This is a genomic window from Mycobacterium sp. TY814 (assembly GCF_030755175.1).
In the GTDB taxonomy this organism is placed as follows: Bacteria; Actinomycetota; Actinomycetes; order Mycobacteriales; family Mycobacteriaceae; genus Mycobacterium.
The window spans coordinates 2553280-2565237 of the sequence record NZ_JAUFRY010000001.1; the positions used below are offsets into that span (position 1 = coordinate 2553280).

9 protein-coding genes are annotated in these 11958 nt (G+C 71.5%); 2 read left to right on the forward strand and 7 right to left on the reverse strand.

Annotated features, from left to right (window positions below; all coding sequences use genetic code 11):
• Positions 1–34 precede the first annotated feature (34 nt).
• Genes QXH22_RS11290 through QXH22_RS11310 form a run of 5 tightly spaced genes read right to left on the reverse strand, consistent with a single transcriptional unit; the run spans position 35 to position 5128 of the window.
• Entirely contained in the window at positions 35–1444 is a 1410-nt protein-coding gene (locus QXH22_RS11290; RefSeq protein ID WP_306243140.1) for a wax ester/triacylglycerol synthase family O-acyltransferase, read from the reverse strand.
• 43 nt (positions 1445–1487) lie between these two features.
• On the reverse strand, positions 1488–2687 hold the full coding sequence (locus QXH22_RS11295; protein WP_306275599.1) for an alpha/beta hydrolase: 1200 nt from the start codon (positions 2685–2687) through the stop codon (positions 1488–1490).
• 40 nt (positions 2688–2727) lie between these two features.
• Positions 2728–3243, reverse strand: a complete 516-nt coding sequence (locus QXH22_RS11300; RefSeq protein ID WP_306243144.1) for a hypothetical protein — start codon at positions 3241–3243, stop codon at positions 2728–2730.
• Complete coding sequence (locus QXH22_RS11305; RefSeq protein ID WP_306243146.1) at positions 3240–4469, reverse strand: molybdopterin-dependent oxidoreductase; 1230 nt, start codon at positions 4467–4469, stop codon at positions 3240–3242. The genes QXH22_RS11300 and QXH22_RS11305 overlap by 4 nt, the downstream gene beginning before the upstream one ends.
• Positions 4466–5128: an SAM-dependent methyltransferase gene (locus tag QXH22_RS11310; RefSeq protein ID WP_306243149.1), complete on the reverse strand. Its 663-nt coding sequence runs from the start codon at positions 5126–5128 to the stop codon at positions 4466–4468. The genes QXH22_RS11305 and QXH22_RS11310 overlap by 4 nt, the downstream gene beginning before the upstream one ends.
• Positions 5129–5340: 212 nt before the next feature.
• Here QXH22_RS11310 and QXH22_RS11315 point away from each other — a divergent pair, with 212 nt between their 5' ends.
• A complete protein-coding gene (locus QXH22_RS11315; RefSeq protein ID WP_306275601.1) occupies positions 5341–6243 on the forward strand; it encodes an alpha/beta hydrolase in 903 nt (300 codons plus the stop codon).
• Here the strand turns inward: QXH22_RS11315 and QXH22_RS11320 are convergent.
• Together QXH22_RS11320 and QXH22_RS11325 are read right to left on the reverse strand one after the other, a co-directional pair.
• Complete coding sequence (locus tag QXH22_RS11320) at positions 6228–7529, reverse strand: amidohydrolase family protein (protein ID WP_306243153.1); 1302 nt, start codon at positions 7527–7529, stop codon at positions 6228–6230. The two genes, QXH22_RS11315 and QXH22_RS11320, sit on opposite strands and share 16 nt — an antisense overlap.
• Complete coding sequence (locus tag QXH22_RS11325; protein WP_306275603.1) at positions 7523–8695, reverse strand: CoA transferase; 1173 nt, start codon at positions 8693–8695, stop codon at positions 7523–7525. Before QXH22_RS11325 ends, QXH22_RS11320 begins: the two co-directional genes overlap by 7 nt.
• 241 nt (positions 8696–8936) lie before the next feature.
• On the opposite strand from QXH22_RS11325, the gene QXH22_RS11330 reads away from it, so the two are divergent.
• Positions 8937–11672 (forward strand): PE family protein, encoded by a 2736-nt coding sequence (locus tag QXH22_RS11330; protein WP_306243156.1) that lies wholly within the window; start codon positions 8937–8939, stop codon positions 11670–11672.
• The last annotated feature ends 286 nt before the right edge of the window (positions 11673–11958 follow it).

Here is an 11958-nt window from a genome sequence, read left to right on the forward strand (position 1 = left end):
GCGTGACGGATCGGCCGGTCGATGTAACGACGGGTCAGGCCTGCGCCATCGCCTCCGCGACGACGGTCAGATCTTCGGAAAGTCCAGCTGCCCTGCGTATTTCGACGAATTCGGCGATCATGGCCTCGGTCACCTCGTGCGGGTCGTCGAGGGTGGCGCCGTCGGTCAGGACCGAGATGTTGAGTTGGTCGACGTAGCTCCACACGGTGATGTTCAAGCCGCTGCCCGCGGTCAACGGCCCCACCGAATAGATCTCGGTGACCAGCGCACCGCCCACCCGGCCGCGTTCCCGCGGACCCGGCACATTGGAGATGTTCAGGTTGAGGACCTTGTTCTGCCCGTCGCGGCTGGACAGCCAGCGGAACATGGCCTCGGTGCCCGACGGCGGCCAGTAGGCGGCCCAACGGCTGATCAGTTCCGGCCCGAGCAACTGGTGGCTCTCCTTGGCGGACACGGCGTTGTCGTGCGCGGCCGCCACCCGCTGCAACGGGTCGTCGAGGTCCGAGGGCAGCGCGACCATCATGCCGCTGAAGTAGTTGCCCGAGATCCGCTCCGGGTCGAAGTTGAAACTGACCGGCACCGACGCCAGCAGCGGTACCGCCTTGCCGTCATAGCGCAGCAACAGCTGGTGCAGGGCGCCGCTGGACAGGGCCAGCACCATGTCGTTGATCGTGGCACCCAGCTTCTTGCCGGTCTCTTTCACGTCGGCCAGCGCCAGGGTGGCGGTGGCGAACCGGCGCTCCGGGGTGAGCATGTGGTTCATGAATGTCGGGGGCGGGGTGAACGGCATGGTCAGCTCCGGCGAGAGTTTGCGGGAACTGCGCCGCACCCGCCGGATGCCTTGCGCGGTATAGCGGACTGTGGCGGGGATGCGTTTGATGTGCCGCATGTGGTCGACGAACGCGGTGTTGATCAGCTCGCGTTTGCTGGGCGCCGGGTCCGGCGTGTACGAGCTCACCTGCGGCGTCGGCATGAGGTCCATGCCGTGGGCCATCAGGTTCGCCGAGGCGACCCCGTCGGCCAGCGCGTGGTGGATCTTGAGCACCACGGCGATACGGTCGTTGGCCAGGCCCTCGACGAAGTACATCTCCCACAACGGGTGGGAGCGATCCAGCGGTGTGCTGGCGATCTGGCCGACGGCCTCGTCCAGTTCGCGGCGGCCGCCCGGAGCGGGCAGGCGCCACGGCCGGATGTGGTATTCGAAGTCGACGTCGCAGTTCTCCCGCCACATCGGGTGGTGGAACTTGTACGGGACGTCGATCAGCTGATAGCCCAGCGGAACCAGCTTGTCCATCCGCCCGGCGATGACCTGACGGAAGGCGTCGATGGTGAAGCCGCGGCTCGACGGATCGAGTTCGATGACGGCGACCTTGATGGTGTGCATGTGCACGTTCGGCGTCTCGCTGTACAGCAGCACGGCATCCCAGCCGGTGAGCCGCTTCACCGCAGTCCCCTACCCATAGCGCGACCTTACAATCGGCTCGCGCTCAGATGACCTCTTTGGCGAACTGTGTCCGGGTGCGGTGCACCTGGTTGAGGAACAACGCGGTGGCGTGGGCCATCGCACCCGCGCGCGGCCCGTCGAGCATGTCGAAGCCGTGACCTGCCCCGGGCAACTCGACGTAGCTGACGAGTGAAGCCGAGACCGAACGCAGCCGGTCGACGAAGTCGCGCGCCTGCGCCACCGGGATCACGCTATCGCGGCTGCCGTGAATCACCAGGAATGGCGGTGCATTTCGGTGCACCTGGGCGATCGGCGAGGCGGCGCGGAACATCTCCGGGTGCCGCGCGATGGACCGCTGCACCACCACGCGCTCCAGGAATTGCACAAACCGTTCGCGTTCCGGCGTCGATCGGTCCTCCCAGCAGTAACGACCGTAGATGCCGACTACCGCGTCCACCGAGCTGTCGGCGCCGTCGGGCAGCTCTGCCTGGTACGTCGGGTCATCGTCGGTGAGACCGGCCAGCGCGGCCAGGTGCCCGCCGGCCGAACAACCGGCCACAGCGACGAAGTTGCGGTCGCCGCCGAACCTGTCGACGTTGGCCCGCGCCCAGGCGATGGCGGTCTTGACGTCGGTGATGTGTCGCGGCCAGCGGTGCTGCGGGGAGACCCGGTAGTTGATCGCCAGGCACACCCAGCCCTGTTCGGCCAGGCGCGACATCAGCGCGGTCCCCTGCATCTGGGTGCTGCCGTGCACCCAGGCGCCGCCGGGCACGAAGATCAGCACGGGGGCGGGCTCGGCGGGCAGGTCCTTGCGCCGCCACACATCGAGGGTCTGAACGGGTTGGTCCCCGTAGTGGACACCGCGGCGGTGCAGGTACTTGCTGCGGCGCAGCGCTTCCCAGAACGGCGGCGTGGGGTTGGCGGCCGGCCATTCGGCGTCCAGTTCCTCGGGCGACACCGTCCCGCGCAGAGCCGCGATCGACACCTCGTTGGTGCTCTCACGTTCGCGGCGCCGCAGTTCACCGCTGCCCGGAGCGAAGCGGCCCTTGGCCGACGCGGACACCAGTTCGGGGGCGAACCGCATGCCCCACAGGCTCATCGCGGCGATGGTTCCCAACGGCTCCAGGCTCTTGCCCACCAGCGGCAGCGACGCCCCCGCCCTGCTCATGGCCAGTAGGTAGTCGGCAGGACCGGCCCGCAACATCCTTTTGACGCAGGATTTGGACTGTCCGGTCGCCGTCATGCTGGGGAGCGTACCCCTACTGACCGGTAATAACCCAGCATTATCCGGTTGCTTTCTCGGGTTCCGGGATCCGCCGCCGCGCCACCAGGAGCCGCGCGACGTACGCGAGCGCGCTGCCGGCAAACATCGCGGCGACCAGCAGCAGCCACCGTCCCAGAAACGGCTGCTGGGTCTGACCGGTTGCCGCATGGAACGTGTCGGCGCCCTGTTCGATGATCCCGGGTAGAAAGACCAGCAGGGTGAGCCCAGCACCCAGGGCCGGGACGCGAATGTAATTGCGCACCGTAACTTTCGGTGACCGCCGGTGGATGCCCGGCAGCCGCCCCAGGACCGCGTCGGCCAGCGCGTAGAGCGGGAACAGCACCAGGTCGTGGAAGATGACGGCGGCGGCGAACCACACCGCCACGGACTGCCACCACCTGTCCGGATTCCACAGCGCGGTCGGCCGCAGCGCGATCAGCACGTAGCCCAGCAGCGCGAAACCGGCCACCATGGTCAGCAGATGCAGCGGATGCGCCCCGTAGTAGCGCGCGAAAAGTGTTGGCCGGTAGGTCATTTCACCTCAAAATCGATGGCGGTGACCCACTTGGTGTTATGCACACCGGGCAGCGCGGGAACGATAATCCGGGCCGGATAGCCGTGGTCCAGGGGCAGGTCCGCGCCGTCGACCCGCAGCGCCAGCAACGCATCCGGGTCGCCGACCTGGTTCGCCGCCAGGGTGGCTTCGCCGAACGCGCCGCCCCGCTGCAGCGACCGCACGTGCGCCGACCCCGGCGACGGCACCCCGGCCACCCGCGCCAACTCCGCCAGCGGCACGCCGCTCCAGGTCTGCACCGTCGACCAGCCTTCCACGCAGGCGATCGGCAGCCTCGCGGTGCGCTGCGGCAGCCGCGTCAGCGCGGCGCGGTCCAGCACCACCTCGGCTGGCCCGCCGCGCAACGTCAATCGCCACCCGGGGCCCACCGCTTCCGGCGTGATGCCGGCGACGGAGGCGGTCTTGTTGACCGGGAAGTCCCGGCCCCGCCCCCGCGGCACCAACAGAGCCACGCTGCGCGCGGGCCCGCCGAGTGTCTGGCCGACGGTCAGCACCGCCAGCAGCAGCACACCGGAGCCGACCAGCCCCAGCGCACCGCGCCGGCTCATCGTCGGCGCGGCCGGCTCGTCGGCCACCAGCCCGGTGTCGTCGGGAGGCTGAGCGCGAGTGCCGGTCACGTTGGTGCGCAACACTTCTCGCCACGACATTGATCGCAGCCCGGCGATCATCCGCGGGATCTTGACCGCGATGTGCATCAGGAAACCGATGATGAACACCCAGGCGCCGAAGTAGTGCGCGTCGTAGAAGCTGAACCCGAAGATGTAGTCGTACTGGATGTTGAGCACGCCGGTGACGATCTCGAACAGCACCCCACCGACGAGCATCAGCAACGACACCCGCTCGATCAGCTGGGCCGGCGTCCGGGCCGGCGGCCACGCGAACAGCTTCGGTATCACCGACCACAGCTTGGCCAGCACCACCGGGATGATCAGCAGGCCCAGACCCACGTGCAAACCCTGAGTCAGCCGGTAGAGCCAGGACGGACGGGTGGGCCAGTCGAACAGCGGCAGTCGCAGCCAGCCGACGTCGGCGGGAATGGCCTGACCGAGTTGCGGACCGTAGGCGATATAGGACAGCAGGCCGGTCAGAATGATGATGGGCAGGGCAACCAGCAGCACCAAGCCGAACACCGACGTCAGCCAAGGGCCGCGCAGTGGGCTGGTAAAGCGAGGTACCCGAGGTTTCACAACGCAGCCAGCGTTGCGATAACCCTCCCGCCGATCATCCGCACGCCGGTAAGCGTAAGTCCAACTTGCGCCGCGAGCGAGGCGGCGCTGTCCACGCCGACCGAGGCCCACCGGAACCACGGCCCCACCTCGCGTCCGGACTCCAGCCGGACCCAGCGGCCCTGGATGCCGATGGCCCGGGTATCGAACTCGGCGACACAGCGCCCGCCGCGTCCCAGCAACTCCGCGGCCCGGCCCAGGATGCGCCGCGGGTCGCCGCCGAGGCCGACATTCCCGTCGACCAGCAGCACCGTCTGCCAGCGGCCGGTGCCGGGTAGCGGCTCGAACACGTCGCCCAGCAGGGCCGGAGCGCCGCCGCGGCTCGCGAGCTGGATCGCGGTCACCGAGCGGTCGATACCCAGTGCCGGGATGCCCCGCTGCACCAGGCGGGCGACCAGGCGCGCCGGGCCGCATCCGAGCTCGATGGTCGGGCCGGCGCACATCTGGGCGACGGCCTCGTCGAATGCCTCGTCGGATGCGCGCTCGCCGTCGCCTTCGTGAGCGGCGCGGTCCGCGGGGCTCAACCAGCGGTGGGCGGGGAGCAGCCGCACTTCGCCGTCGTCGTGCCGGATCCAGCAGCGCTCGCCGACGAGGGCCCGCTCATACAGATTTCCCAGCATTCGCACGCTCCTCGCACATCGTGATCGACCACGTTGCGCGAACGCGCAGCGGCCGCTGGCAAAACCGCGTCCACCGACAAACCCATCGATACCCCAATCCGAGGCCGGCTACACACGCCGTTGTCAAGAGTTACGCGCGGCGAACGCGAAAGTCCATGCCGACTATTCGGTGCCGAAGCACGCTGGGATGGCACCGCTTGGATACTGGGCTGATGCCCTTGAATGACGACGTCCACCCCGATCTGCGACGGATCGCGCGTTTTGCGCCGCGGCGCATCGTCGGCCCGCGCACACTGCCGCTGATGCGCCGCGCGACCCGGCTCGGTCTGGGCCGCACGCCCCGGGACGTCGAAGTGCTGACGCTGGCATCGGGCACCGGCGTCCGGCTCTACCGGCCCGCGGGCGGCGACGGGCCGACGCCCGCGCTGTTGTGGATTCACGGCGGTGGATACGTGGTCGGTTCGGCCCAGCAGGACGACCCGGTGTGCCGCCGTTTCAGCAGAGCGCTGGGGATCACGGTCGCGTCGGTGGACTACCGGCTGGCACCCGAGCACCCCTACCCCGCCTCGCTGGAGGACTGCTATGCGGCGCTGCGGTGGCTGGCCGGCCTGCCCGCGGTGGACCCGGGCCGGGTGGCGATCGGCGGAGCCAGCGCCGGCGGCGGGCTCGCGGCCGCCCTGGCGTTGCTGGCGCGCGACCGCGGCGCAATCAGCCCGGCGTTCCAGCTGCTGGTGTACCCGATGCTGGACGACCGCAGTTCATCCGCGCCGGCAAACCCCCGTCACCGGCTGTGGGATCCCCGGGCCAACGAGTTCGGTTGGACCTCTTATCTCGGCGGAGCCGACCCGGCCGTCGCGGTGCCCGCCCGGCGCAGCGACCTCGGCGGCCTGCCGCCGGCCTGGATCGGCGTCGGAACTCATGACCTGTTTCACGACGAGGACATCGAGTACGCCCGCCGCCTGGTCGAGGCCGGGGTGCCGTGCCAGGTGGACCTGGTGCCGGGCGCCTTCCACGGATTCGACTTCGTGGCTTCGAAAGCCCCGGTGGCGCAACGGTTTTTCCGTTTGCAGTGCGATGCGTTGCGGCCGGCCCTGTTCAGTCACATCGCGAAGTAGACGAGTTCGCCCCGGATCAGCGTCGCGGCCACCAGCCCCGCATCGAGTTCCCCCAGCACCGCGGCGGGCGGCTCGGACAGCACACAGAGGTCGCCCGGTTCGCCGATCTCGACGGTGCGCGGCCGGTCCGGGCGATCCGACCAGCCCAGGAACATCGTCAACGCCGTCCTGGCCGAGACACGTTCGCGCGCGTTGAGCACCTGGCCGCTGGGCGTGGTGCGCCACACCGCGGCCCGCATCGCGGCCCACGGATCGCCGTCGCCGAACGGCATGTCGGTGGACAGCGCCACGGAAATGTTCGCCTCGAGCAGTGAAGCGACCCGCCAGAGCTGCCCCTGCTCGTGTTCCGGTACCTCGGCCAGGTACTGATCACCGCGCTCGGCAACGAAATTGGGCTGCGTCACCACGGTGACACCGAGGTCGGCCAGGTCGGCCAGGTTGTCGTCGGGCACCACCGCCGCGTGTTCGATGCGGTCGAACGGATGGCTGCCGGCGGCGCGCAGGGCGGCGATCGTGACGACGAGTTGCGCCGCGGTCACACAGTGCACGGCGACCGGCTGCCCGGAGCGGTGCCGGTCACCGATCCACTCCGTCAGGGCCTCCAGGTCGAGGCGGTCGTCGTGCAGGATCTTCTTGCCGGGCACCAGCACTCGCACCCCGGGCCGGAACTGGCCGCTGCGGTGCGCCATCATCAGCGACACCAGACCTTCGACGTCGAGGTCGGGCGTGGCGTCGGTGACCCCGGTGACCCCGGTGGCGGTGATCCGCCGGCTCAGTTCGGCCAGGTCGGTTTCTCGGCGCTGCAGCGCCTTCGACCACGGATCGGCGCTGCGCAGCCGGCCGTCGGGATGGCCGGCGAGCCCGACGCGACCCAGCGCCGCGGAGTTGAGCATCCACAGTGCCCCGCTGCGGTGCTGGACGCGCACCGGAACGTGGGCCCGGACGGCGTCGAGCACCGTCCGGTCCAGTTCCCCGGCCACCGATTCGTGGTAGCCCACGGCGCGGATCCACCCGTCCGGACCCGGCACGGCATTCGAAAGCGCATGCGCCAGTTGGTCTTTGGTTCGCACAGCGGGCGGCCCGACGGACAGCGAGTCCAGTGCCGACGCGGCCGAATGCAGGTGCACGTGGTGGTCGTGCAGGCCGGGCAGCACGGTACCGCCCCCGGCGTCGAGTACGCCCTCCCCGGGCCGCGGGGTCAGGTCCGGCCGCACGTCTTCGATCCGCGCACCCGCCCGGATGTCGGTGGTGGTCCCGTCCAGCAGGGTGGCCCGCTTGATCAGCATGAGCGGCCTCGCCGGCCGGCGACCAGGTGTCGCACCGCGTCGTTGTCGGCCCCCAGGACGGCGGCGGTAGCAGTGACATCGGGCGCCCGCGGCGCCAGCACCGGCCGGTCACGGCCCGCGGAACAGAGCGGCAGCGCGGCATAGGTCGCGGCGACCGCGGCCATGGCCATCTCCACCAGCTCGCCGCCGCCGCGGTTCTGCGACTCCTGCACCGCCCGTGCGGCCTCCAGCCCGGTGAGCGGGTCGGCGATGGCGTCCCCGCAGAACACCGGTCCCGCGCCCACCAGCCCGCCGGCCACCGCGGCGTCGTCGCCGAACGCCGGTCGCCGCGACTGCGGCCCATGTCCGGTGATCCGCAGCCAGGTACGGCCGGCCCGCGGCGGGATGTCGTCCGGCCCCAGGCGCCGGCGCGCCAGCGCGTCGGGCCGCGACCCCTCGATCACCACGTCGGCGACCGTCAGCAGCTCCCGCAACTCGCCGGCCTGCCGGTCGAAGTCCAGGCAGTAGGACAACTTGCCGCCGTTGATCCAGTCGAAGAACATCTGGTTGCCGGCCCGGGTGCCGTCGGGCCGGGTGGGACTTTCCACCTTGACGACGGTAGCGCCCGCCCGGGCCAGCAACCTTCCACACAACGGGCCGGCCCACATCGAGGACAGGTCGGCCACCAGCAGACCGGCCGGGCCGGTGCCTGTCGCGCGCGGCGCCGTCTGCCGTATCCGCGGCGGTGCCGCGGCGCACTCCCCGAGGACGGCTGCGGGGATATCCAGCAGCTCCGCTCGCTCGACGATCAGTGCTGCCGGCGCAGCCGCCGCCCAGCGGTGCAGCGCGGGCCAGGGATCGTCAGCCACCGCGTCGGCCGACAACAGCGCGGGCACGGCGGCGACGTCGTCGGGGCGGGACAGCGTGATCGCGCACCAGCCGTCGCGTGCCGCAACGAGGTGGGTGGCACCGCCGGCCGACACCCGTCCGGCGCGGCGCAGCCCGAGCAGGCCGGCGCGCCCGGTCAGCCAGGTGGCGGCATCCGGGGCGAGGCGCGCGGCGTGATCGAGCACGTGGGCGCGGGAGAAGTCGGGACGCACCGTGGGCAGACCGGTCAGGTAGGCCAGGCCGCTGCGCCCCCACTCACGGGCGCAGTCGGCGGCACACCGGGCCGGAACCGAAGTCACCCCACCATGGTTGCTCGCAGCCGGTGCCGCAGGACTGCGGGGCCGGGTAGTCCCCCGCGTGTCACAGATGCAGCTCGGCGGACCTTTCCGAGACTATTAGGATGAGTTAACCCCTATTTGACGTGAATATAGTTTGTTGTCGACGTTTTCCCGCTATGGTTCGTATCGGCTTAGCCGATCAACATGACCGGGGGACATGACACGACCTCTCTGGTCGTGACCTAGCTAGTGGGCGGTTCCCATGTCTTACGTAATTGCGTCGCCGGACGTGCTGTCGGGCGCGGCTTCGAATCTGACGGGCCTCGGGGCCGCGCTGGAACGCGCCAACGCGGCCGCGGCGTCCTCCACCACCGAGTTGCTCGCGGCGGCACAAGACGAGGTGTCGGCCGCGATCGCCGCGCTGTTCGGCAGCCACGGCCAGGCCTACCAGACCGTCAGTGCGGAAGCGGCCGCCTTCCACGCCCGGTTCATCCAGGCCCTGTCGTCGGGCGCCAGCGCTTACACCGCGGCGGAGGCCGCCGCCGCGTCGCCGCTGCAGCCCCTGATCGACCTGATCAACCTGCCCACCGAGACACTGTTCGGCCGGCCTCTCATCGGTGACGGAGCCGACGGGCTCGACGGGACCGGCGCGGCGGGCAAGCCCGGCGGCTACCTGTACGGCAACGGCGGAAAAGGCGGCTCGGGTGCGCCCGGCTCAGCGGGCGGAGCCGGTGGTTCAGCCGGACTGATCGGTCATGGCGGCGCCGGAGGCGCCGGCGGGAACTCGGCGACCGGCGCCGGCGGAGCCGGCGGGGCCGGCGGCAACGGCGGTTGGTTGTACGGCAACGGCGGCGCCGGCGGCGCCGGTGGCAACAACACCGGCGGCGTGGGCACCGGCGGCCTCGGCGGGGTCGGTGGCACCGCCCGGCTGATCGGCAGCGGCGGAGCCGGCGGGGCCGGCGGATCCAGCGTCAGTGCCGACGGTGCGATCGGCGCCGCCGGTGGTGGCGGCGGTCTGCTGTACGGCAACGGCGGGGCCGGCGGGGCCGGCGGCAGCGCCACGGGCAACGGTGCCGGTGGCGCCGGTGGCGCCGGAGCCAACGCCGGGTTGTTCGGAAACGCCGGATTCGGCGGCGACGGCGGTGACGGCACCCTGCTCGGCGCGGGCGGCGCGGGCGGGTCCGGCGGCAACGCCGTGCTGGGCATCGCGGGTTCGGGCGGAGCGGGCGGTGACGCCGCCGGCACCGGAGCCGGCGGAGCCGGCGGTATCGGCGGCAATGCCTGGCTGGTGGGCCTGGGCGGGCACGGCGGAGCGGGCGGAACCAGCGCGGGCGCCGACGCCGGCGCCGGTGGTTCCGGTGGTGCCGCAGCACTGATCGGTTACGGCGGCAACGGCGGGGCCGGCGGCAGCAGCTCGGGCGGCTTCGGTGGCGCCGGGGGCGCGGGCGCCGCCGGTGGCCTGTTGATCGGCAGCGGCGGGGTGGGCGGCAACGGCGGTGCCAACCTGGGCGGCAGCGGCGCCGGTGGAGCCGGCGGGGCCGGCGGCAACGCCTGGCTGCTGGGTGAGGGAGGCTCCGGCGGTTCCGGGGCCGGCAGCGTGAGCGGGGTCGGTGGGGCGGGCGGCGCCGGAGCCAACGGCGGCGTCCTGATCGGCACCGGCGGGTCCGGCGGACACGGCGGATCGACGACATTCCTGAACGGCACCGCAGGCAACGGCGGTACTGCGGGTAACGCCTGGCTGTTCGGCCGGGGCGGCATCGGCGGCAGCGGCGGGAGCAGCACCAGCGGCCTCGGCGGCAACGGAGCGGGCGGCGGCAATGCCGGGTTCCTGCTCGGCAACGGCGGCGCCGGCGGCAACGGCGGGGCCGGCGGAGCGGGCGACGGCATCGGCGGCGGCGGCGGAAACTCCTGGCTGCTCGGCAACGGCGGCCACGGCGGTAACGGTGTGATCGGCGGCACCGCGGGCAGGGCCGGGTTCCTGATCGGCAACGGCGGCGACGGCGGCACCGCCCGTGCCGGCGCCAACGGCGGCCTGCTGTTCGGCGACGGCGGCAACGGCGGTAACGGCGGCGTCGAACTGCCCTCCGCCGGTGGTGCCGGCGGCCGGTCCTGGCTGCTGGGCAGCGGCGGCCACGGCGGGGCGGGCAGTGCCGGCGTCCTCGCCATCGCCGACGGCAACGGCTTCGCCGGCGGCAACGGCGGCGCGGCGGGACTGCTGTTCGGCTTCGGGGGTAACGGTGGCACCGGCGGCGCCGGGCTGGTCACCATCCCCGGTTCCGGCAACGGTGGCGCCGGTGGCGCCGGCGGTGACGCGGGATGGATCTGGGGTATCGGCGGCGACGGCGGCACGGGCGGCGCCGGCGGGACCGGCACCTTCCTCGCGACGGCCGGCCACGGTGGCGCGGGCGGCAACGGCGGCACCGCCCGCATCTTCGGCACCGGCGGCAACGGCGGCGCGGGCGGCAGCGGAGGCGACCACAACGTCAGCGCGGCCGGCGGCGACGGAGGTCAGGGCGGCAATGCCGGGGGTAGCGGATTCATCTACGGCAACGGTGCGTCCGGTGGTGCCGGCGGCGCAGGCGGGGCCGGCGGACCCGGCGCGACCGGCGGAACGGGCGGCAACGGCGGCGCAGGCGCATCGACGCTGCTGCTGGGCAACGGTGGTGGCGGCGGCGCCGGAGGCGCGGCAGGCGACGGAAGCAATGCCGCCGGTGCGGGTGCAGCCGGTGGCTACGGCGGCGCCGCAGGCAACAGCGGATTCATCTTCGGCAACGGCGGCGCCGGCGGCGTCGGCGGCGCCGGCGGCGACAATCTGAGCCCGCAGCCGGGTGGACCTGGCGGCAACGGCGGCGGCGGCGGTAGCGCCACCATCATCGGCAATGGCGGAAACGGTGGCGGCGGCGGCGCCGGTGGTATCGGCGCTCCGGTCGGGACCACCGGAACCGGTGGCGGCGGCGGCCGTGGCGGCATCTTCGGCCAGCCTGGGACCGCGGGATAGCTCCCCGATATCCAGCCTGCGTCGGAACTATCCGTAAACCGAAGGCAGGGTCGGTACCGCGCGTCATAGCAAACTCACATTTTGGTGCCCGCCCTGGGCCGTTAAGCGCCGTCTGGATGTCTCAAGTGTGGCCCAGACCACTTTTTAGAGACTATTTTGATGATTTACGCTGTTTTTGGACAAAAGTCAGTATGGTCTCAGGGTTTTACAGCTATCGTCCGTATCGGCCTGGCCGATCAGCATGACCTGGGGACATCAAAGGCGACCTCTTAGGTCGTGACCTAGC